The organism is Flectobacillus sp. BAB-3569 (genome assembly GCF_002270355.1).
GTDB lineage: Bacteria > Bacteroidota > Bacteroidia > Cytophagales > Spirosomataceae > Flectobacillus > Flectobacillus roseus.
The window spans coordinates 12,079-33,956 of sequence record NZ_NJFZ01000022.1; the positions used below are offsets into that span (position 1 = coordinate 12,079).

23 protein-coding genes are annotated in these 21,878 nt (G+C 37.8%); 12 read left to right on the top strand and 11 right to left on the bottom strand.

Features of this window, described 5'->3' with window-relative positions:
• Nucleotides 1–102: 102 nt before the first annotated feature.
• The 6 genes from hisH (at nucleotide 103) to BWI92_RS20015 (ending at nucleotide 4,318) form a co-directional block, all read left to right on the top strand.
• On the top strand, nucleotides 103–687 hold the full coding sequence (gene hisH, locus BWI92_RS19990; protein WP_095166121.1) for an imidazole glycerol phosphate synthase subunit HisH: 585 nt from the start codon (nucleotides 103–105) through the stop codon (nucleotides 685–687).
• Nucleotides 688–758: 71 nt separating this feature from the next.
• The gene (hisA, locus tag BWI92_RS19995; RefSeq protein WP_095166123.1) at nucleotides 759–1,481 is read left to right on the top strand and encodes a 1-(5-phosphoribosyl)-5-[(5-phosphoribosylamino)methylideneamino]imidazole-4-carboxamide isomerase; all 723 of its coding nucleotides are present in this window, start codon (nucleotides 759–761) and stop codon (nucleotides 1,479–1,481) included.
• Nucleotides 1,482–1,645: 164 nt separating this feature from the next.
• Complete coding sequence (hisF, locus tag BWI92_RS20000; protein WP_095166125.1) at nucleotides 1,646–2,401, top strand: imidazole glycerol phosphate synthase subunit HisF; 756 nt, start codon at nucleotides 1,646–1,648, stop codon at nucleotides 2,399–2,401.
• 91 nt (nucleotides 2,402–2,492) lie between these two features.
• Nucleotides 2,493–3,092, top strand: a complete 600-nt coding sequence (hisIE, locus tag BWI92_RS20005) for a bifunctional phosphoribosyl-AMP cyclohydrolase/phosphoribosyl-ATP diphosphatase HisIE (RefSeq protein ID WP_095166127.1) — start codon at nucleotides 2,493–2,495, stop codon at nucleotides 3,090–3,092.
• Nucleotides 3,093–3,136: 44 nt separating this feature from the next.
• Complete coding sequence (locus BWI92_RS20010) at nucleotides 3,137–3,481, top strand: phage holin family protein (protein ID WP_095166129.1); 345 nt, start codon at nucleotides 3,137–3,139, stop codon at nucleotides 3,479–3,481.
• Between the two features lie 333 nt (nucleotides 3,482–3,814).
• A complete protein-coding gene (locus tag BWI92_RS20015; protein WP_095166131.1) occupies nucleotides 3,815–4,318 on the top strand; it encodes an energy transducer TonB in 504 nt (167 codons plus the stop codon).
• A gap of 50 nt (nucleotides 4,319–4,368) precedes the next feature.
• Here the strand turns inward: BWI92_RS20015 and BWI92_RS20020 are convergent, their stop codons facing one another.
• The 5 genes from BWI92_RS20020 to BWI92_RS20040 form a co-directional block, all read right to left on the bottom strand.
• Nucleotides 4,369–4,758: a hypothetical protein gene (locus BWI92_RS20020; RefSeq protein ID WP_229242102.1), complete on the bottom strand. Its 390-nt coding sequence runs from the start codon at nucleotides 4,756–4,758 to the stop codon at nucleotides 4,369–4,371.
• A 16-nt stretch (nucleotides 4,759–4,774) separates the two neighbouring features.
• Complete coding sequence (locus tag BWI92_RS20025; protein WP_095166135.1) at nucleotides 4,775–5,920, bottom strand: methionine aminotransferase; 1,146 nt, start codon at nucleotides 5,918–5,920, stop codon at nucleotides 4,775–4,777.
• A gap of 79 nt (nucleotides 5,921–5,999) precedes the next feature.
• Nucleotides 6,000–7,124 (bottom strand): N-acetylglucosamine-6-phosphate deacetylase, encoded by a 1,125-nt coding sequence (nagA, locus tag BWI92_RS20030; protein ID WP_095166137.1) that lies wholly within the window; start codon nucleotides 7,122–7,124, stop codon nucleotides 6,000–6,002.
• Between the two features lie 74 nt (nucleotides 7,125–7,198).
• Nucleotides 7,199–8,041 (bottom strand): hypothetical protein, encoded by an 843-nt coding sequence (locus BWI92_RS20035; RefSeq protein ID WP_095166139.1) that lies wholly within the window; start codon nucleotides 8,039–8,041, stop codon nucleotides 7,199–7,201.
• A 157-nt stretch (nucleotides 8,042–8,198) separates the two neighbouring features.
• Nucleotides 8,199–9,866, bottom strand: coding sequence for an amidase (locus BWI92_RS20040; protein ID WP_095166141.1), 1,668 nt, complete (start codon nucleotides 9,864–9,866; stop codon nucleotides 8,199–8,201).
• A 258-nt stretch (nucleotides 9,867–10,124) separates the two neighbouring features.
• Here BWI92_RS20040 and BWI92_RS20045 point away from each other — a divergent pair, with 258 nt between their 5' ends.
• Both BWI92_RS20045 and BWI92_RS20050 read left to right on the top strand, forming a co-directional pair.
• Nucleotides 10,125–10,562 (top strand): hypothetical protein, encoded by a 438-nt coding sequence (locus BWI92_RS20045; RefSeq protein WP_095166143.1) that lies wholly within the window; start codon nucleotides 10,125–10,127, stop codon nucleotides 10,560–10,562.
• Between the two features lie 372 nt (nucleotides 10,563–10,934).
• Nucleotides 10,935–11,447, top strand: a complete 513-nt coding sequence (locus BWI92_RS20050) for an HAD-IIIA family hydrolase (RefSeq protein WP_095166145.1) — start codon at nucleotides 10,935–10,937, stop codon at nucleotides 11,445–11,447.
• 79 nt (nucleotides 11,448–11,526) lie between these two features.
• On the opposite strand, the gene BWI92_RS20055 is transcribed toward BWI92_RS20050, so the two are convergent.
• From BWI92_RS20055 to gatB, 4 genes are all read right to left on the bottom strand, one after another.
• A complete protein-coding gene (locus BWI92_RS20055; protein WP_095166147.1) occupies nucleotides 11,527–13,938 on the bottom strand; it encodes a ribonuclease R family protein in 2,412 nt (803 codons plus the stop codon).
• A gap of 585 nt (nucleotides 13,939–14,523) precedes the next feature.
• On the bottom strand, nucleotides 14,524–15,324 hold the full coding sequence (proC, locus tag BWI92_RS20060) for a pyrroline-5-carboxylate reductase (RefSeq protein WP_095166149.1): 801 nt from the start codon (nucleotides 15,322–15,324) through the stop codon (nucleotides 14,524–14,526).
• Between the two features lie 163 nt (nucleotides 15,325–15,487).
• Nucleotides 15,488–16,642: a TlpA disulfide reductase family protein gene (locus BWI92_RS20065; RefSeq protein ID WP_095166415.1), complete on the bottom strand. Its 1,155-nt coding sequence runs from the start codon at nucleotides 16,640–16,642 to the stop codon at nucleotides 15,488–15,490.
• A gap of 202 nt (nucleotides 16,643–16,844) precedes the next feature.
• The gene (gene gatB / locus BWI92_RS20070) at nucleotides 16,845–18,302 is read right to left on the bottom strand and encodes an Asp-tRNA(Asn)/Glu-tRNA(Gln) amidotransferase subunit GatB (RefSeq protein WP_095166151.1); all 1,458 of its coding nucleotides are present in this window, start codon (nucleotides 18,300–18,302) and stop codon (nucleotides 16,845–16,847) included.
• 272 nt (nucleotides 18,303–18,574) lie between these two features.
• On the opposite strand from gatB, the gene BWI92_RS20075 reads away from it, so the two are divergent.
• The 4 genes from BWI92_RS20075 to BWI92_RS20090 all read left to right on the top strand — a co-directional run bounded on the left by BWI92_RS20075 (nucleotide 18,575) and on the right by BWI92_RS20090 (nucleotide 20,887).
• Entirely contained in the window at nucleotides 18,575–19,120 is a 546-nt protein-coding gene (locus BWI92_RS20075) for an RNA polymerase sigma factor (RefSeq protein WP_310586454.1), read from the top strand.
• A 49-nt stretch (nucleotides 19,121–19,169) separates the two neighbouring features.
• Nucleotides 19,170–19,829: a hypothetical protein gene (locus BWI92_RS20080; protein ID WP_095166152.1), complete on the top strand. Its 660-nt coding sequence runs from the start codon at nucleotides 19,170–19,172 to the stop codon at nucleotides 19,827–19,829.
• Nucleotides 19,830–19,947: 118 nt separating this feature from the next.
• The gene (locus BWI92_RS20085; RefSeq protein WP_095166154.1) at nucleotides 19,948–20,454 is read left to right on the top strand and encodes a hypothetical protein; all 507 of its coding nucleotides are present in this window, start codon (nucleotides 19,948–19,950) and stop codon (nucleotides 20,452–20,454) included.
• Between the two features lie 43 nt (nucleotides 20,455–20,497).
• Nucleotides 20,498–20,887 carry a hypothetical protein gene (locus BWI92_RS20090; protein WP_095166157.1) on the top strand — a complete coding sequence of 130 codons (390 nt, stop codon included), beginning with the start codon at nucleotides 20,498–20,500 and terminating at the stop codon, nucleotides 20,885–20,887.
• A 195-nt stretch (nucleotides 20,888–21,082) separates the two neighbouring features.
• Here BWI92_RS20090 and BWI92_RS20095 read toward each other — a convergent pair whose 3' ends face one another.
• A complete protein-coding gene (locus BWI92_RS20095) occupies nucleotides 21,083–21,469 on the bottom strand; it encodes a MerC domain-containing protein (protein WP_095166159.1) in 387 nt (128 codons plus the stop codon).
• Nucleotides 21,470–21,680: 211 nt separating this feature from the next.
• Nucleotides 21,681–21,812, bottom strand: coding sequence for a hypothetical protein (locus BWI92_RS28535; protein ID WP_255406884.1), 132 nt, complete (start codon nucleotides 21,810–21,812; stop codon nucleotides 21,681–21,683).
• Nucleotides 21,813–21,878 lie beyond the last annotated feature (66 nt).

Consider the following 21,878-nt stretch of genomic DNA (forward strand, 5'->3'; position numbering starts at 1 on the left):
AGCCTGATTCCTTACCGAGTCAGGCTTTTTGTATTTTGGCAGTATCCTAAAAATTACTTTGAAGGCTCTAACCGATAAGCCTGACCATAAATTTTACCGTAAATGAAAACTGTAATTATTAAGTATAATGCTGGTAATGTTCAAAGTGTTATGTACGCCATGGATCGCATTGGCGCATCTTATCTTTGGACTGACGATGAGCAAGAAATTCGTACTGCCGATAAAGTTATTTTCCCTGGTGTTGGCGAGGCAAGTACTGCTATGAGCTATTTAAGAGAAAAAGGCTTGGATAAAGTTATTCCTTCTTTGACACAACCTGTACTTGGTACGTGTGTAGGTATGCAATTGATGTGTCGTCATTCTGAAGAAAATAATACCACTTGTATGGGAATTTTTGATTTGGATGTAAAGCGATTTGATTCTAGCAATTTTAAAGTCCCACATGTGGGTTGGAACAATATTTACAATCTCAAAACGGAATTGACACAAGGCTTGCGCGAGGATAGCTATATGTATTTTGTACATAGTTATTTTGCTGAATTGAGTCCCTATACCGTTGCAGAATGTAATTATGTACAACCATTTTCGGCAATGCTTCAAAAGGATAACTTCTATGCAGCGCAATTTCATACAGAAATTAGTGGAAAAGAAGGTCAGTTGATTTTAGAAAACTTCCTGAAGCTGTAACTCATTAGTAAAGAAATCATTTTTGCTCAAGCTTTTAGCTTGTTGCTCAACATAAACAGAACAATATTGCGATGATTCAGATTATTCCAGCAATTGATATTATCGATGGCAAGTGTGTACGTCTTACCCAAGGAGATTATTCTCAGAAAAAAACTTATAACGAAAATCCATTAGAAGTTGCCAAGTCATTTGAAGATGCAGGTATTCAGCGTTTGCATTTGGTAGATTTGGACGGTGCCAAGCAAAAGCGTATTATCAACCATAAAGTTCTTGAAACAATCGTCAACAAAACCAGCTTACATATTGATTTTGGAGGAGGTGTACAGTCAGACGAAATGATTCAGTTGGCTTTTGATTATGGTGCCAAACAAGTAACAGGTGGTAGCGTAGCAGTAAAAAATCCAGAATTGTTCGAAAAATGGTTACAAGAATATGGTGGTGAAAAAATCATATTAGGCGCAGATGCCAAAGATGAAAAAATCGCTATTTCAGGATGGGAAGAGTCAACAGAAAAATCAGTATATGATTTTGTAGGAGAATATATTGCTAAAGGAGCAAAATATACGATTTCAACAGATGTAGCCAAAGATGGTTTATTACAAGGACCAAGTTTTGACTTATACCAAAAACTTCAAGACCGTTTTGCTGACTTACATATCATTGCGAGTGGTGGAGTATCTGAATTGAAAGATATTATTCAGTTAAACGAAATGAATGTCTTTGGTGTAATCGTAGGAAAAGCTATTTACGAAGGGCGTATTACTTTGAAGCAATTAGCCGATTTTCATAAATAGAGGGTATTAGTTAACAGTATATCAGTTATTAGATTGCAATTATAAGCAAATTGATATGCTCGGAGTGTATTAATGTAAAATAAAATTGCCTGAATACGCTTTAGACCTAAAGCCTAGTTTGAATAAAATGCCTACTAATTTAAGTTTACTTACAACTTCTTATCATGCTAACGAAAAGAATTATTCCTTGTTTGGACATAAAAGACGGTAGAACTGTAAAAGGAACTAACTTCGTTAATCTCCGCGATGCTGGCGACCCTGTAGAATTGGGTGCTATTTACGCCGAACAAGGAGCTGACGAATTGGTATTTTTAGATATTACCGCAACAGTAGATAACCGTAAAACCTTGATTGATTTGGTGCGCAATGTAGCACGCCATGTCAATATCCCTTTTACGGTAGGCGGAGGAATCTCTTCCATCGACGATGTTTCGGCATTATTGAATGCGGGTGCTGATAAAGTTTCAATTAATTCCTCGGCCGTTCGTCGACCAGAATTGATTAACGAACTAGCACTACAATTTGGTTCTCAATGTATTATCGTTGCAATTGATACTCGATTTGTAGAAGGCGAACATATCGTGCATACACATGGTGGACGCAAACCTACCGAATTGCGTACTATTGCATGGGCAAAAGAAGTAGAAGATCGTGGAGCTGGTGAAATTCTGTTGACTTCTATGGATACAGATGGCACAAAAGCTGGTTTTGCCAATGAGCTTACCGCTACTATTTCTGCAAATTCTTCTATTCCAATTATTGCTTCTGGTGGTGCTGGAACCATGGAGCATTTTACAGAAGTATTTACTGCCGGAAAAGCTGATGCTGGATTAGCTGCAAGTATCTTCCATTTTAAAGAAATAGATATTATTGAACTAAAACAGTACCTTCAAAAACAAGGAATTTCAGTAAGATTATAAATAATTCAAAATTGTAGAAGATGAATTGTGAATGATGTCATTTACAACTTATCGTTTGCAATTCATCATTCACATTTATCAATAAAGAGCTATGCAATTAGATTTTGAAAAACAAGGAGGCTTGATTCCTGCCGTTATTCAAGATGCCAAATCCGACAAAGTATTAATGTTGGGATATATGAATCAAGAGGCGTTGGAAAAAACAGAGAAAGAAGGTGTGGTTACATTCTTCAGTCGTTCAAAGCAACGTCTTTGGACTAAGGGAGAAACCTCAGATAATTTTCTACATGTAGTCGAAATTTTGAAAGACTGTGATGAAGATACACTTTTAATTAAAGTTAATCCAGCTGGTCCTACTTGTCACACAGGTGCTGACACTTGTTGGAATGAGGTAAATGCACCAGGGCAGGCAGGTTGGTTGAATTACTTGAAAGCTGTCATTCGTGAGCGTAAAAATAACCCTTCCGAAAAATCATACACAGCAAGTTTGTTTGAAAAAGGAACCAATAAAATTGCCCAAAAAGTAGGGGAGGAGGCTGTCGAGCTAGTGATTGAAGCAATGGACAACAACAATGATTTGTTTAAGGGCGAAGCCGCAGACTTATTGTTTCACTATTTGGTATTGTTAGAGCAGAGAGGTATTGATTTTGACGAAATCATTGACGTACTTCGTAAAAGACATAGCAAGTAGCTATTGTCGAAGCTCAAACATCTTCAAACCTTTTTATAAAAACAATGGTCAATTTCATCATTAAGTATTTATTGATTGCGATTGCTGTGATTGTATTTGCCAAATACATCGATGGTATCGTAATTCAGGATGATAACTTTGTTATATCCTTGAAGGTGGCTCTAGCGATGGGTTTTGTAAATACCTTCCTCAAGCCTGTTCTCAAAATTATTAGCTTTCCTATTACTATCCTTAGCTTAGGATTATTTTTATTAGTAATCAATGTGATTCTGGTGTATTTGGTATCACATTTTGTTACAGGTTTTAATGTCCACGGATTTTTACCTCCCTTATTATTCAGCTTTGGTATCTCTGTGGTATCCACAATTTTAGGGTGGATTTTAGACTAATGAAAAATGAGTAAACCTTAATTAAAATAAGGTTTACTTTTTTTTACGTGCCATTTTTGGTACAGAAAAAGAAAATGTTTGATTAATGGTAAAATAAGGGATTTTATTTTAAAACCTTCATTATTCTTCCTATCTTCGTGCCCTCCAAAATACACTCACTTTTCTTTTTGGCATATTTTTTGAATTGTTAGCCAACAAATTGCAAGATAAATAGTTATGTCTTTTGTGTTACCCTTGACTAGAACCGCCAATGTGGTCAAGAGCACAAACCTGACAGGGTTTGTCCGATTGATAATTAATTGAGTAGTTACATTTGAATTAGTCTATTAACACATGAAAAAGATCCTTCTTTTATTTTTAATCTCGTTACTTACATTTCAAATACAAGCTCAAAAGAGTAAGTATGTTTCATCGACCATCAAGCCACAAGAGCGTTCTAATATTGAAAAGTCGCTCAATTGGGCATCTACATCATCTCAACATATTTCTGATACAAGAGGCTACGAAATTGGAGTTAGTGCAGCTCCTGTTGATAGAGATTCTATCTATCACGAGGTTGATATTGCACCTTCTTTTCCTGGTGGAGATGAGTCGATACGTCGATTTATTGCACAAAACCTTATTAGACCGAAAGGGTCAAAAGGTGAGGTTGTTTTGGTGAAGTTCTTAGTTGAACGCTATGGTGAAATTAGTAAAGTTCATATTGTAGAAAGTAATGGCGACCCTCAAATCAGCGCTGAAGCAATCAGAGTTGTGAAAAAAATGGGGTCATGGAATCCTGGTAAAATTAGAGGGGTAGAGGTAGCATCTTATTATGTGTTACCTGTAAGATTTTAAGAATGTAACTTATAGACATAAACAAAAAGGCTCGAATTTCGAGCCTTTTTTTATGGAGTACCATGCTGAAAAGTTATTTCGGTTGCAATGCCCATAGCACTAAATCGAATACCCATAGACAATGCACTAGATTTCTGTGTCTTGTTTTGACAATGTGTGCCCGGTTCAAAAAAGTAAATATAGTATTTTTGATTACGGTCGGCCAACTGTTGAATGTCTGGTTTTCCTAAGTAATCATCCATATCGTTGGCACTAACGCCTCTTATTTCTTCTTTCAGGCTTTTTACTTTTTCTAACATGGCTAACCGTTTTCCCTGACAACCACCTCTATCTGACTTCCATGTTTCCAAATCGAGTCCTTCCAACTTGGGTTGCTTGGTACAAGCCATAGTACTAATCAATAAAAATATCCCGATGAACCCGTTGATAATTTTTTTCATGTTGATAAATATTTTGTTATAATTTACTCAATCGCTCGCCAGCTATCTCTAAGGTTTGGTCATCTTTGGCAAAACAAAATCTCAAAATTTTGTAATCGTTTTTCTGATGATAAAAAACAGAAACAGGAATACTAGCTACACCGATTTCTTTGGTAAGTCGCTGTGCTAATGCCAAATCGTTCTCGTCGGTAATGTTAGCATAATTGACACACTGGAAAAAGCTACCACTTGCTGGAATCCATTCAAATCTACTACCCTGAATACATGCAATAAACTTATCTCGCTTTTCTTGATAAAACTGCGATACTGATAAATAGTTATCAGGTTCTTGCAAAAACTCAGCTAATGCATATTGAATAGGCGTTACGGTTGAAAATGTAAGCCATTGATGGACTTTTCTAAACTCTTCGCTGAGCTGTTGTGGAGCTAAACAATATCCCACTTTCCAACCAGTAACATGAAATGTTTTACCAAACGAGCCACATACAAAGGTACGCTTTTGAAGCTCAGGATGACGAATAGGGCTCCAATGATTATGACCATCAAAGATAATATGCTCATATACTTCATCGCTAACGATAAAAATATTGGTATCCTTGACAATGGCTGCTAGCTGTTCAAGGTCGTCTTTGCTCATGACAGTTCCTGTTGGATTGTGGGGCGTATTGAGCAAAATGAGTTTTGTCTTTTCTGTGATTTTAGCTTTTACAACGTTCCAATCTATCTGGTAGTTGTTTTCTGGAGTAAGTGTAACATATACAGGAATACCGCCGTTGAGGCGAACGGCTGGTTCGTAAGAATCGTAGTTGGGCTCAAGTAAGATAACCTCGTCGCCTGTTTGTACCACAGCTGTGATGGCGGCGTATAGTGCCTCAGTTGCACCCGAAACAATGGTAACTTCTTGGTCAGGATGATAGGAAATGCCGTAAAGATCTGATGTTTTTTGTGCAATGATTTCACGCAAAGGCTGAATTCCAGACAATGGAGCATATTGGTTCATGCCTTTGCGTAAATATTTTTCAACTAATTCAATCAATTTGGGAGAACACTCAAAATTAGGAAAGCCTTGTGACAAATTGAGTGCGCCGTGGTCATTGGCTAGTTTAGACATGACCGTAAAAATGGTAGTACCAATATGGGGTTGCTTAGATTGTAATTGCATGTAAAAAATCTGCCATTGTGAACATGCAAAATAAGGTAAGGATTAGCAAGTATCCCAATATATCGACAAGTATTAGGGCTTAAATTTCAAGAAACCATTCGAGATATCCTTGTTCTATAATCCCCTGAACCTCTAAGTCTTCGTTAAAAATAACCATATTAGCTGGAAACCCTTCTTCTATCTTTCCTAAGGTGTGGTCTTGTTGGATAGCTTGAGCTGGATATGTAGAGGCCATACGCAAGGATTCATCGAGAGGAATACCTACTTTTAAGTAGCAGTTTATAACTCCCTGAATCATACTGAGCGCCGAACCTGATAAAATACCATTGGTATCGGTATAGCGATCACCAGCATGAATAAACTTATAATCGCCAGAGGTGTCCTCGGTAACGGCATCGGTGATGATAAAGAGGCGTTCGCCCATCATTTTTTTCGAAATACTTACCGTCGGATAACTTACGTGTACGCCATCAGGAATAATACTTGCCCAAACATCGCTATCATAAGTCGCACCTACAAGTCCTGGCTCACGACTCTGAAACTGTGACATGGCATTGAAAAGATGGGTAACTCTTCTAATACCTTTATCAAAAGCCTCTGTTGCTTGTTCGTAAGTCGCAGAACTATGTCCCGCCGCAATAATGATATGACTGTCGAGTAAATATTCAAGTTGCTCCTTGGTAAATTCCTCTGGTGCTATTGTCATGTAGGTAGGTAAACCCTTTGAGGCTTCTACTACTTGAATGAGTTCTTCATTGCTGGGTTTTCGGATAAATTCGGCTACGTGTGCACCACGTTTAGGAAAACTAAAATATGGTCCTTCTAAATGTAAGCCCGCCAAACCTTTTCCGCCTTGTGCCAAATAATCTTTAGCCACTTGAATTGCCTCTAATATTTTATCAAGAGGTGTAGAAGAAAGAGTAATTTGAAAATGACTTGTTCCTGAGCGACGTATTTCTTGATAAGTTTTTTGAATAGTCTGGATACTTGTACTAGAATTAAAAAGACTTCCACCGCCTCCATAAATTTGGATATCGACAAAGGATGGAGCTATGGAATATCCTCTCATATCTACAGTCGAGAGTTCGCTATCGATTTGTTCTTCAGGAATAATTTGCAAAATGCTATCATCCTTGATGACAATTGCGTATTGCTCAAGAATTTTTGAAGAAGTATAAATTTTGCAGTTTTTTAATGCATACATAAGTTAAATGGTTAATGTAGTAAATGAGGTAAGCTTGTGCAGTAATATGAATACGATTGATGAGAGATAAACACTTATTGAATTGTTTCTACATCAACCACGATTTTCCAAGTATTATTAGATTCTTGTTGCCAAACTCTCAGAAAACAGCCCTTAATGTCTTTATCTGTAGCTTTTCCAGAAATGCTTCCATAAACACAAGCAAAGTCAGTGGCCTGAGATACGATAGTTTTGAGACCTGTATAAATCAGTTTTTTCTGATAATTTTTTTGCAAAAAAGCTACAGCGTTGTCTTTTCCTTCTATTGGTAGGTAATTATCTCGGATTAATAAGACCTTTTCGGAAAGATGTGGCTCATGCGGGTTCAAAGCTGTTTGAGCATTTTTCCAATAATAGAAATCCTTCATGAATACAAAACGCTCTGCTTGAATCACAGAATTGCTTGATGGTTTGAAGGTACTAAATCTTTCTTTGAGTGCTTGGTTGGGGTTGACTTTGTGCGCCACACCAATATCGGCACGAACACGCCAATCACCAGTGTTTTGTTTTTGCCAAAGTGTTACAAATGTACCAGTTGCGGAGGCTGGCGCTTGCTCATTAGCGGAAGCTTGCCAATTACCAATAGAATATCCTAAATCGCCTGAAAGCGCCATGCCTGCATAAATCGGTTGCCATTGTAATAAGCCTTGTGGCTTTTTATTTTTCCAGACCTCCAAACCATTTTGTGGCATTCCTTTTTCAAAAACTACGCCATCAGGCGCTAAAAAATAAAGAAAGGCAGCTGGTGTATTTTTATCTAATGCCATTTTAGCAAACGCTTTTTCCGTCGCAATCATTTGAGTGATAGCTTCTTTGGGTAAGGTATCATGAAAACGGAAAGCCGTCAATAACAAGCAGATAAAAAAAGTAAATCGCATATCGTATAAATATTGAGTGAATTAGTGATTTGTGATTGAGTGATTTTACAAATATCTATCTCCTCAGACGCACTGCTTTGTAAATTATAGATTAAAAATTAATCACTCATTCGCCAATCACTCAAACACTCAATAATTGAAGTTATTATGAAAATAGCTATTTCTTGAGCCACTCTGGGTGCTTTTTGTGGAAATCAGTAGCATCTTGGTAAATTTTGGCTACCTCTAGCAACTTGCCTTCTCCAAACAATTTCCCCATAAAAGTAATACTTGTTGGGCGTCCTTCTGGACGGAATCCATTGGGTAATACTACACAAGGGTGCCCCGACAAATTGGTTAATGTCAAATTGGCATTACCAAAGGCTGGTGAAATATAAACGTCTATATCTTTGAGTTTAGTCTCCATTTCCTGAATAAGCTTGGTACGGAGACGATTGGCCTGTAGGTATTCTACCGCAGGAATAAAACGAGAGGCACGGAATGAATTTGGCCAAGCATTCTTGATTTGTCTGACCATCGTATCATCTTTGCCATTGCGTGTTAGCTCATCAAATGCCGTAGCTGCTTCGGCACTCAGGATAATAGTCATATCTCCTACTGGGTAATTTGGTAGTTCAAGAGGAATTAACTCTGCGCCCAATTTGCGTAAAGTTACCAAGGATAGAGAATCCTGCGCCTTGGTCGGATAATTTCGGTCAAAATCTTTTTTCAAATAAGCAATTCGGATACCTTTCAAATCTTTTCTATTTCCATTAAAACTAAACGAAGCGTCAATGGTACTGAGGTCTTTTCCGTCAGTTCCTTTAATAGCATTAAAGACAATTGCACAATCTTCGACTGTTCTACAAATAGGGCCAAGTTTATCCATCGACCAGCTCAATGCCATTGCACCTGTACGAGGCACACGACCAAAACTTGGACGTAAGCCCGTTGTGCCACATTCGGAAGAAGGGGATACAATAGAGCCTAAAGTTTCGGAGCCAATCGCAAATGGTAATAGTCCAGCCGAAACAGATGACGCCGAACCTGCCGACGAGCCTGACGAACCACGTTTGAGGTTCCATGGGTTTTTGGTTGTTCCTCCAAACCAAACATCTCCCCAAGCTAGCTCTCCGAGTGTTAGTTTGGCACAAAGCACAGCGCCAGCTTCTTCGAGACGAGTAATCACAGTGGCATCATAGTCCAATACTTGGTCTTTGAAAGGTACAGAGCCCCAGGTGGTTTTATATCCTTTTTTGGCTAATAAATCTTTAGCACCATACGGAATACCATGTAATAAGCCTCTATATTTTCCTTTGGCTATTTCTGCATCGGCTTTTTTGGCTTGTTGAATCGCCAAATCTTCTGTGAGCGTAATCACACATGCCAACTGTTTGTCGTAGGTTTTTAGTCTTTCCAGAAAAAACTGCGTTAGTTCTAATGAGCTAATTTGTTTGGTTCGAATCAATTCAGCCAATTCGCGAACACTCATAAAAGCCAAATCGCTTTTATTTACAGGAAGTTTAACCGCAGAAGTTAACGAAGGAGTAAATTTTGATGGAGTTTTGTCAAAAGTAAATCCAATGGGTAAAGGATTAAAGGTAACAGCTGGGGCTACCTCATTGTTGATAGATACTTTTCGAATTTCTTCAAAATTTCTTCGATTATCAGTCACATCAAAAAGCATAGAATCAGCTTCAGCTTCCGTAAAGTCTAATCCTAATAATGATTGAGCGTGACGGATAACATTGGTTGTGATAGGTTGATTTTCAAGTTTTTGATGTATAAAAGCTCCAAGAAATAGGCTGCCAACACAAGCCAATGGTAGTACGTAATGTTTTTTCATAGAATTGATCTTAGTTTGTTAAATGTATAAAATAAGAGGGTTTTGTTCTACTTTAAAGTTAAGTCAAAATGAGAAAGAATTGTATGATGAAAGAGAAATTTAGCTCAACATCAAAGATTGAAAGCGAAATGAAATAACAAATAATTGAGAATTTTCGAGAATAACATATAGTCCGATTTTTTTGTTGATTATCTTTGGCACAGCAAATCTATTGGATAGCGCCACTTTGAATTTTTAACAAACAAAAAACATATTCTTATGTACGAGATTCTAGTAACTTCTCACTCTTACCTTCGTTGGCTTGTGTTAATGTTGGGTTTGGCTACAACAATTAGTGCCATCATGGGCAAAACTTCAAAAGCGCAGTTTTCAGATGGTGATCGTAAATTGGGTCTTTTCTTTATGATTTCATGCCACACACAATTGTTACTAGGCTTAGTTCTTTACTTTGTGAGTCCATTCGGTGCTAAAGCATTCGAAATGGGTATGAAGGAAGTAATGGGTAATGCTTTTTATCGTAAAATCGCTGTTGAGCACGTATTTACCATGATTATTGCTATCGTTTTGATTACGGTAGGTCATTCAAAAAATAAGCGTGAAACGAGTGATGCAAAAAGATTTAACAACGCATTGATTTTCTTTGGATTAGGCTTGCTATTGATTTTGGCTGGTATTCCTTGGAACAAAGCGGTTTAGGAATTAAGTATTAATAATTGCATTATTGCGCTCTAGGCCATAAGCTGTAGGCGTTAGGCAAAAATGTATTCATGATTTTGTTAGAAATACTTTTTGCTTATAGCGTAATGCACGGATAAAATAAGTTTGTCCACCAACCAGACATTCTTTAAAAAAGGCTTATCAGATATTTCTGATGAGCCTTTTTTTTACCTTTCAATCAAATTTGAAGATTTATCGACGATAAAAGTTTGAAAAGTAGTTATTATTTGTAATTTTTATTAAAAAAAATATTCGATAAATTATATAAAAACCTATTGGGATTTCTTCTTATCATTTTGAAAACACATCAATTGACCATTTTTATATAAAACTGATTAACTTTGTAAGGATATGAATAAGTGTATTTTTTTAGATAGAGATGGTGTTTTGAACGTAGATAGAGTGGACTACGTTTATCGCATCGAAGATTTGATTATTCCCGAAGGAACAGTAGAAGCGCTAGAGCGCTTAAAGGCTGCGGGTTACTTGTTGATTGTCATTACAAACCAATCAGGTATTGCGAAGGGTATCTACACGCGCGATGATGTATGGATGTGTCATAATTACTTTCAAGAGCAATGTGGACATTTATTAGATGATTTGTATTTCTGCCCTCATCACGAAAACTTCAACTCGGCATCTCTTACTCGCAAGCCTGGCTCGCTGATGATTGAAAAAGCTATTGCCAAATATAAAATCGACCCAGACCAATCTTGGATGATTGGCGATGCACATCGTGATATTAAAGCGGGACATCGTGCAGGCGTAAAAACGATACATTTAACAGAAAAACCTGAAGAGTCATTTTCTGAAATTACGACAAATACCTTGTTGGAAGCAAGCCAGATAATTGTGCCAGCTTAGGATTGGAAGATATATTCTAACAAAAAAGCCTCTAGGATTGATTCCAGAGGCTTTTTTGTTAGAGCGTCTTGCTCAAATCTTATTTACGTTTCTTACGGTCGCTGCCATGCTTGTTGTCTTTGCCACCTTTATAATCTTTTTTTCTGTTATCTCTACTTCTAGAGTCAGATTTTGATCTGTGACGAGAATTAAAGCGTTCTTTGTCTTTTTTACCACCACCACGGCTTTCATTAGCACCAGCTAGCAATAAATCCATCGTTCTGCGAGCTAAATTACATTCTTTTACTCGTACCTGCACTTTGTCGCCAAAGGTATATACTTTGCCGTTGCGCTGTCCTACAATACGGAAGTTATCTCTGTCAAAGTCATAGAAGTCATCTTTTAGGTCAACCATACGAACGATACCCTCTGATGCAGTTTCTGTAATTTCTACAAAAATACCGAACTCGGTTACGCCCGAAATGATACCATCCCAAACACGCTCTTCTTCCATCATACTCATGTATTCTACTTGCTTGTATTTGATAGAAGCACGTTCGGCCTCACTCGCAAGTTTTTCCATTTCAGACGAATGTTTACATCTTACTTCCCAAGCAGCTCTTTCGAGTGGATCACCGCCGTCAAGATAATGTTGCAGCATACGATGCGCCATCATGTCTGGATAACGACGAATTGGGGATGTAAAATGTGAGTAGAATGGAAATGCCAAACCAAAGTGACCAATAGGATCGGTGCTATATTTGGCTTTGGACATGGTACGCACCGCCAAACTTTCCAAAATGTTCTGCTCTGGTTTTCCTTCAATACCCTCCATCAGTTGATTGAATGAACTACTGATTTGAGCGGCTTCTGTTGCTACCGAATAACCAAATTTCTTGGCAAAGGTAGAAAACGTGCGAAGTTTTTCAGGGTCTGGTGCTTCGTGAATACGATACACCATGGTATTGCGAGGCTCTTTTTTACGAAGTTTATATACATACTCTGCCACACGTTTGTTGGCCAAAAGCATGAATTCTTCGATAAGTTTGTGAGCATCTTTACGGATTTTTTGGTAGATACCTAAAGGTTTACCATTTTCGTCCAACTTGAATTTAACTTCAACTGTTTCAAAGTTTACCGCACCATTAGCAAAACGCTCGGCACGAAGAATATGCGCTAGGTTATTCAAAACCGTCAATTCATGCAAAAATGGAACGTCTGGTGTAGTTGGCTCTTCTACTTTTTTCTTACGGCCACGTTTAGGTTTTACTTCTTCTACGGGTGTCGCAACTTCTGTAGTTTCGTTGACAGTAGCTGGTACTTCGGCAGGAGGATTATTCAGGTCTAATACTTCTTGAGCCTCTTCGTAGGTAAAACGCTTGTCAGAGTGAATAACTGTGCGACCAAACCATTCGTTTTTGATTTTACCTTTTGATGTAATTTCAAAAATGGCAGAGAAGGTTAGTTTGTCCTCGTTGGGACGTAATGAACACAAGCCATTCGAAAGTTTTTCTGGAAGCATTGGTACTACTCTGTCGACCAAATACACCGATGTGGCACGTTTGAATGCCTCTTGCTCTAAAATAGTGTTTGGCTGAACATAATGCGTTACATCGGCAATGTGGATACCAATTTGATAATTACCATTTTCGAGTTGTTCAAAACTCAAGGCATCGTCAAAGTCCTTGGCATCTATTGGGTCAATAGTGAATGTGGTAATGCCGCGCATATCTTTGCGTTTGGCAATTTCTGCTTCAGGAATTTTCTCTGAGATATCTTCAGCTTCTTGTTCGACACCTTCAGGAAAATGGTATGGCAAACCGAATTCGGCTAAAATAGCATGCATTTCGGTATTGTTTTCGCCAGCTTTACCTAATACTTCCTGAATAATACCTTCCATTTTGCGCTCGCCAAGAGGCCATTTCGTGATTTTCACAATCACTTTATCGCCATGTTTTACATCTTTGAGTGCTTCTCTTGGCACAAAAATGTCTTGATACAAACGCTTAGAATCTGGTGTTACAAAGGCGTAATTAGGAAGTAGTTCGATAGTTCCTACAATTTCGGAGCGACCATGTTCTAAAATTTCTACCACTTCGCCTTCGGCACGATCAGAGCCTTTCTTGCGTTTTGCCGAAATCAATACTTTGACAATATCGCCATCAATAGCCCCATTAAGGTCTTGGTTTGAAATCCAAACATCATCCTCACGACCATCTACTACCACAAATGCAAATCGAGCATTGACGTGGTCAACTTTTCCTGTCACAAATTCAGTGACACGGTCTATGATATAATTACCGTCTTTTTGACGAATCAGTTTTTTGTCTTTAGTTAATACTTCAACTAGTGTAGCAAAAAGTTCTTTTGTACTGCGGTCACGAACGGCAAAGGCTTTGTGAACTTGGTTGAGCGACCAGCTGCGGTCGTCGTTTAGTTCGAAAAATGATAAGATTTCATTTTTTACAGATTCGCGAAATCTTTCTTCTTTGCTATTTTTCTGTTTAGTCATTGATATATAATTACCTTTTATTCAAAGAAAAGGATTGTTTCAGTTATAAAATGAGAAATAATGTGTGGTGGCTGAGTTGTGCTTGGTAGTATTTACCAATAAAATGTAAATGCTTTATGTGATTGCCATTAGCCACTATTTTGTACGAGCTAAAATGATACCAATAAGTAGATGGTGGATTTGAGAATGTGTATTTCGGTGGTGAAAAGCCCGAAATTTTTAACTTCTATTGTATGAATTGCTAGTTTTCAAATAATAAATCACAAAGTCACTCTAATACTAATTCGCTCAATACTTACACGAACAGTTCTAAATTACGATTATTCTTGTATATATGACAATATTTATAAGAATTTGGTTTACTCTGGTGCCAATAAAGAATGGTTCTATATTAGTAGAATACGAAGGATTTCAAACTATTTTGGATTTGGAATGTTGGATTTTGGAAGTGTAATCTTCTATATTTTGTAAAAAATAAATAAATTTTACTTTATTTCCGAAATCAGAAATCCCAAACCCGCAATTGTTGGAAATCCTTCGTATAGACCTAATGCCTATGGCTTATAGTCTAAAGCCTAAAGCATATTATTTTGAAAGTTCTGTTGCTCTTTTTTGTGCTGCAAAAATACCTTCTTTTAAGTTTTGAGCTAATAAGCCTTCTTCAAATCTCTTGAGTGCCGCTTCGGTAGTACCACCTTTTGACGCTACAGCCTTAATAAGTTCGTCGAGGCTCTTTTCTGCATTGTTGATAAGGTGAAATGATCCCAACATTGTTTGTTTTACCAATAATGCTGCCATAGAATCCTCAAAGCCCATTTCTTTACCTGCCTCTATCATAGCTTTTACCAAATAGAAGAAATAAGCAGGACCACTACCTGACAACGCTGTTACGGCATCGAGCAAAGATTCTTCCTCTAGGAACACCGCACGACCAGTAGAGTTAATCAAGTTTTCAACTTTCTTTAGTTGGCTCAATGTAATATCGCCAGAAGCAGCAAAAGCCGTCATCCCCATTCCCAACAATGCAGGAGTGTTTGGCATGGCTCTTACAATAATTCGGTGATTAAGGGATTCCTGTATTTTATCGATAGAAATACCAGCCATGATACTCAAAATAATTTGGTTGGGCTGGATTACTTTTTTAAGTTCTTCAGAAACTGTTGGATAGTCTTGGGGCTTAACCGAAAGGATGATTAAATCGTATTCTCCAACTTTAGGAGAGATAGTATCTACCACAACACCTGCTTTTTCTGATTGAAGCGCTTCGGCTCTGGCAGCATTTTTTTCGATTAGGAATAGGTTTTCTTTTTTTACTAAATCATATTGAATAAAAGATTTGGCAAAGGCCATTCCCATATTACCCGCTCCAACAATAGCTACTTTCATGATGGTTTGTTTTTGGTCAAAAATTAATTAAAAATGATTATGAATTTGGTTATCAGCTGAATTTCAGTTTTGTTGAACAAAATTACAACAAAAAACCTGACAGTATTGATAAAATATTGTCAGGTTGATGGTTGCCTTGTGAGCGAAGGATATGTTTCTAAAATTAATCTTTGAAGATTTCTTCTAATTTTTTCTCTAATTCTGCAGAGCTACCTGTGTACTTGGCAATGACTTTCCCTTCCTTATCTATTAAAAATTGTGCAGGAATTGCGCTAACGCCATAGGCTGCTGCGGCAATGCTATTCCAATATTGAAGATCGGATACTTGTTGCCAAACCAATCCATCTTTTTCGATGGCACGAACCCAAGCGGTTTTTTCTTGGTCGAGGCTCACACCCAGAATGTCAAATCCTTTGGCATGAAAACGGTTGTAAATTCTGACTACATTCGGGTTTTCACGACGACAAGGCCCACACCAGCTTGCCCAAAAGTCAATCAATACATATTTGCCACGCATCGATGAAAGTGTAACTAGGCTGTCTGAAGGTGTTTTTAAGGAAATTTCTGGCGCTTCCGAACCAATGGCAACACCTTTCATACGCTTGATTTGCTCCAAAAACGATTTGATGTGTGGGTTAGGAGAATTGGCTTTTTCCTTTTTGAATGTTTCAGCTACTTGATCCAACAAATCCATGTCTGTTTCTGGGTTGAGGAAATTTCCTGCCGTCCAAAGCGCTACTAGCTCAGAGCCCATTTCTGGAATCATTGCTTTGATTTTACTTACAGTGATTTGTTGTGCATTTTGAAACTCATTCTGGATTTTCTGCAAAGTTGCTTCGTCCTTTTTCTCAGTTGCAATGGTTACTTGCTTGTTCCAACCTTCAACCTTAGTTTGTAATTCTTGATTGATTTTGATAATTTGGTTGAAATATTGAACGTTTTTAGAATCTCCTTTAATTTGGAATTTACCTCTCACTTGAGGAGTATCCATACCATCTGCCACAACTTCTACTTTTTCCCCTCCTTCAAGAATCAAAAGTAATTTCTGACTCAAGGGCATATTAAAAAAGTTAACCAGATAATAGCCACCACCTTCGGCAATGGGCGAATTGAATTTGAAATTATGAGCGGCATCTACGTTAGCAGAGTCGATATTAACAGCCGTACCACGACCATTAATCATTTGTAGATAGACTTTTTTGTCAGGAACAACATTTTGAACCTTTCCTGTGATTTGAACTTTTTTTGTGGCTGTGGTTTGTGCTACCATCGAGAATCCAAGCAAAACGCTAAGGATACTCAAAATTGATTTTTTCATAAATAAAGCGGTAACTGATAAAAGGATAAAAGGCATTTATTAGACGTTTTACAAAAATAGAATCGTAATGAATGTCTAATAAATGCCTTTGGAATAATTGAGCTGTTGGCGAAAGGCTTTCAGCAAGTGACTCCAGAATCATTTGCTTCGAATGACATCGAATACTGTGTTTATTCGACAGCCTTGTCCCTATACGCTCCTGTTAAAGCGAGTCTAGTGTTTTTTGTAATAGAGCAGTGGTAACTTTTGGGTCGGCCGAGCCTTTTGATTTTTTCATGATATCACCCATGAACATTCCTAATAACCCTTTTTTACCATTTTTGTACTCTTTTACTTTGGCTGGATTGGCTGCCAAAACCTCATCAATTAACGACTGAAGTGTGTCGGTATTGCTTTGTTGAATCAAATTCTTTGCTTCAGCAATTTGCAGTGGACTAGCCGATGTATCCGTTACCATTACAGGGAAAATCTGTTGTGAGGCTGTTGAGGTACTCACTTTTCCTTCATCTACCAGATTGATCAGCTGTGCTAACTTTTCGGGAGTAATGGTTAACTGCTCAATTTCCAAATGATTGTCATTAAGATATGATTTTACCGTACCCATAATCCAGTTTGAGGCAGCTTTGTAGTTTTTGGTAAACTGACAAGTTGCATCAAAATATTCGGCTACTTCACGGCTATCTGTTAATACACCAGCGTCATAATCTGGCAAGCCATAAGTTTTGGTAAACTTCTCGAAAAGCTCCCAAGGCAAAGCAGGCATTTGAGCTTTTACTTGGTTCAATAACTCTTCCGAAATATGTAGAGGCACTAAGTCTGGTTCAGGGAAATAACGATAGTCGTTCATCGATTCCTTTTCACGCATACCCGAAGTACGTCCAGTGGCAGGGTCGAAGTTGCGTGTTTCCTGAATGATTTTTTCACCAGCTTCAACGGCTTCTATCTGACGAACTACCTCATAATCAATTGCTTTTTGAATAAAGCGAATCGAGTTCATGTTTTTGATTTCAACTTTTGTACCAAAAACTTTACTACCAACTGGCATTACAGAGATATTGACATCGCAACGCAATGAGCCTTCCTCCATGTTACCATCGCAGATATGCAAGTATCTTACAAGCTTACGAACTTCGGTCATAAATTGTGCAGCTTCTTCCGACGACTTGATTTCAGGTTCTGTTACCATTTCAATCAAAGGAGTACCCGCACGGTTGTAGTCAATAAGGCTGTCGCTTGAACCCTCGGCATGAAGAGACTTTCCTGCATCTTCTTCCAAGTGGATATGGTGGAAGCGTACGACTTTTTCACCTGTAGACAATTTTACTTTTACACCACCCCCAATACAAATAGGCGTTTTGTCTTGGGTAATCTGATACCCTTTTGGAAGGTCAGGATAAAAATAGTTTTTGCGGTCAAAATATTGATATTCAGATATTTTTGAGCCAGTAGCAAAGCCCATTTTGATAGCATACTCAACCGCTTTACGATTAAGTTTTGGCAAAGTTCCTGGGTGTCCCAGCGTAATGGGAGAAATATGGGTATTGGGCGCAGCTCCAAAAGACGCAGAGTCTGCCGCAAAAATTTTACTTTCTGTTTGAAGTTGAGCGTGTACCTCTAGGCCAATAACAACTTCATATTTGTTTCTAATTTCTTGGTTCACAGAATATTAATTTCAGTTTGAGGCAAGAATCTTCTGTATTTTTGTAAAAAAGTTTCTGCCTTGTGGAACAATCGTCTACAAAGATAGTAAAAAGCATGGCTCAGTATAACCAGCAATGCTAAGTGATTGGAAATTTGATGGTTTTCAAAAAATAAATCAACCTATTCCAACCTTTTAAGTCAAGAAAAGCTCTTTATCGTAAAATGTTCAAAAAACACATTTTTATAATGCCCTGAGGCGTTGTATGTATTGTCCGTAAGCTTATAAACACATTGAATACATTGGAACTTGAAAAAGACCTCATAAACGCTTGTTTGCAAAACGACCGCATTGCACAGCGAAAGCTCTATCAGGCTTACGCATCGCGTATGTTGGTGGTATGCTCACGCTATGCACAAAGCAAGGCCGAAGCGGAGGATATTCTTCAAGAAGCTTTTATTAAGATATTTCAAAATCTGGCGAGTTTTAGAGGTGAAAGTACGATTGGCGCGTGGATCAAAAGAATTGTTATCAATACGGCCATTAAACATATTCGTTCTCAACAACCTTGGCAGGATATGTCGGATGTTGCTGAATTTGAAAACCATTTTTCGGACAAAGGCACGAGTATCGAAGGAATTCACTTTCAGGAATTATTGGCCATGATTCATAAACTACCAAAAGGTTGTCAAACCGTATTCAACCTGTATGCTATTGAAGGATATCAGCACCATGAAATTGCTGAAATGTTAGGTATTTCGGAAGGAACATCAAAGTCGCAATACTCACGTGCTAGGCAATTATTGCAAGCACAACTTTCGTACGATAAAGTAGGATAAAGCACAAATGAAATAATATGACAAAATCTTTACTGATAAAATCACTATAATGGATAATTCATCACACAATTCTTTTGAGGACCAATGGCGAGATGCCTTCGATGATGCCTCTATGACCCCATCCGACTGGGTATGGGATGGCATAGAAGCGTCCTTGGAGCAGTCTGCTCCTTCGTCGTCCGCACCAGAAGCGAGTGGTGGAATGGCCAAAGGTAGCCTTGGGCTTTATTCTGCTGGACTAGCAGTAGTGGTGTTGGTAGGCGCATGGTTATTGAAACCTGAGGATGATAGCACTAAAGATTTGCCTGAGCAGCCGAGTGTTCATCAACAAACAGTCGTAAAGCCTGTTCGCACGCCAGAAGAAAAACAGGACGAAAATTATATCGTAGCTGAAAAAAGTAGAAAGCCTGAAACTTCAAGTATTAGGCAAGAGGAAGCTCCTACAGAACCGCAACCAGTGTTAGTAGAAGAGCTTGTGAAAAAATCGGTAGTTGATTCTATTAATTTTATATCACCAACCACTACCAAAGAGATACCTGTAGCTCATGATGGATTACAAGTAAATCATAGAGTAATGGAACCAATAGTTCCTTCTATTCAGACGCCATATTTTGAGCCTCAACCGCTTGTTCCTGTCAAAACGCAGAAAAAAGGCTTTTTGAAAAATGTTAAAATTACGGTTGGTGCAGGGGTATATCAAAGACCTTAAAATGAATGTAGAGTTTTGAGTTGTGAGTGATGAGTTTTTCTTTGTCCTTGCCTAAAATAGGTTGCCCTCAAAACTCCTCATTCTGAATTCAATACTCTTAACTTATCTCTTTATCTCTATGAAAAATCTTCTTATTGCCTCCATCTTATTGAGCGTTTTTGGTTGTGCTTCTAGTTCAAGTAGTGTTGTAGACTCAGAAGTGCTCAAAAATCAAACTATTGACCTGACCAAAAATAATTTGAGCGAATACATTGTTTTTGGAAATGTAGGCTTAGGGTGGGGGTGTCGTACCTATGGACTGTATTTGTATGCAGGAGATCAATTGTTTGTTGATACAACTAGTGCCTATTGTAAAAATGCTGAAAATTATCGTTTTCAAGGGTATAAACTAAGCTCTACAGAAAAAGCAAAAGCCGAACAAATTGTTCAAAAAATAAAGAATCATTTGAGTACCATTAAAGATGATGGTCAAGCAATTCAAACGATAGGTTGCCCTGGCTGTGCCGATGGAGGAATGCTATATGTACAAGTCAAAACTAGTCAATCTTTGAAAGCTTGGCGATTGGATGACATGATTGATACTCATCAGAAATTAATTGTTGATGTGGCAACAATTAAGCGGTAATACAAACCTCAAAACTATAATAAACTACAAATAAATTAATACTATGAAAAAACTAATGATGCTCGCTCTGTCTGGAGTTCTTTTATGGAGCTGTTCCAAAAGTGGACTAGGAGATAATGGTCTTACAGAGGAAGAAATGGATTATCAGAAATTAACCCAAATGGGTGCAGATATCAAAGATTATGCTAAAAACAAAGCATGTGCAGGCGACGAATGCCGCGTAATGTCGATGGGCTCGAAGGCTTGTGGTGGTCCAACGCAGTTTATCGTGTACTCGGTCGGAAAGGTAGATGAAAAGGTTTTGACTCAAAAAATCAATGATTATACCGAATACGAACGCCAGCTTAATATCAAATATAGTCGAATATCAGATTGTGCCATGATTGCCATTCCAACAGTAGATTGTGTGAATGGATTATGTGTAACCAAGTAATTGATGCTTTATCCCTAATTGAGTGTAATAAAAAAGCGGTCGAAAATTATTTTCCGACCGCTTTTTTAATGCTATTTTACTAGATTTTTACTCAGCATAAGACGCAATCATTGCGTCTCTACTACGAGAATATAAATCTTAATATAATCACTAATTCACTCAATCAAAACTCACTCAATTAGAAGGATGATACTTCTAACACGAACAACTTGCCTTTGCTTTCCAATTGACATAATAAGCAGAAGCAATCAATATTGCTCCAACGAAGCCTGTCAAAAATTCATATTGTTCACCAGTCCATAAAAGCTCGATACCTTTTACGGTTAAACTTCCAAGCAATAAGGTCAAAGGTACAATAGAATGGTGCTTGCGATAGTCCGCAATTAATAAAGCACCAGCCAAAGCAACACTTGCTCCAATAAACCAAATTTCCCAAGAATGATTATGAAAAAGACTACTTCCCAAATAAGGCAATACCGTCATCACTACTGGAGTAGCAATGCAATGAATCGCACAGATGACCGAAAGATAGAATCCTACTTTCTCGATGGGTGTTTCGTTATGTGAATGTGAGTGATGCATAATTGTAATACTGTTGCAAAATTAATACAATGCAACAATATTGCAAACATCTATCAGATGATATTTTGTTCCCTAGCGTAAGTATTTTTTACTATTAGTGCTGAAGGCGAAGCTAGTAGGCAAATGAATGTGTATTTCAGTAGAGTCAATAATAAAAAACCTCTATTTCTATTTTTTAACAGAAACAGAGGTTTTAAAAATGTCCTAATGATTAATTACGACCTTTGTAAGCTGGCTTGTCGATGCTCGTAGTACCGTAAGCAGGGCAGTTGTTTTTTCTACCACAAGAGGTTGCCATTGCTACTACTGCTAATAAAACCAAAATAACTGAAGCTCTTTTCATGAGATATAATTTTATAAAGTTGATACCAATGATGTATTTGATAGATTTGGACATTGAGATGCACAA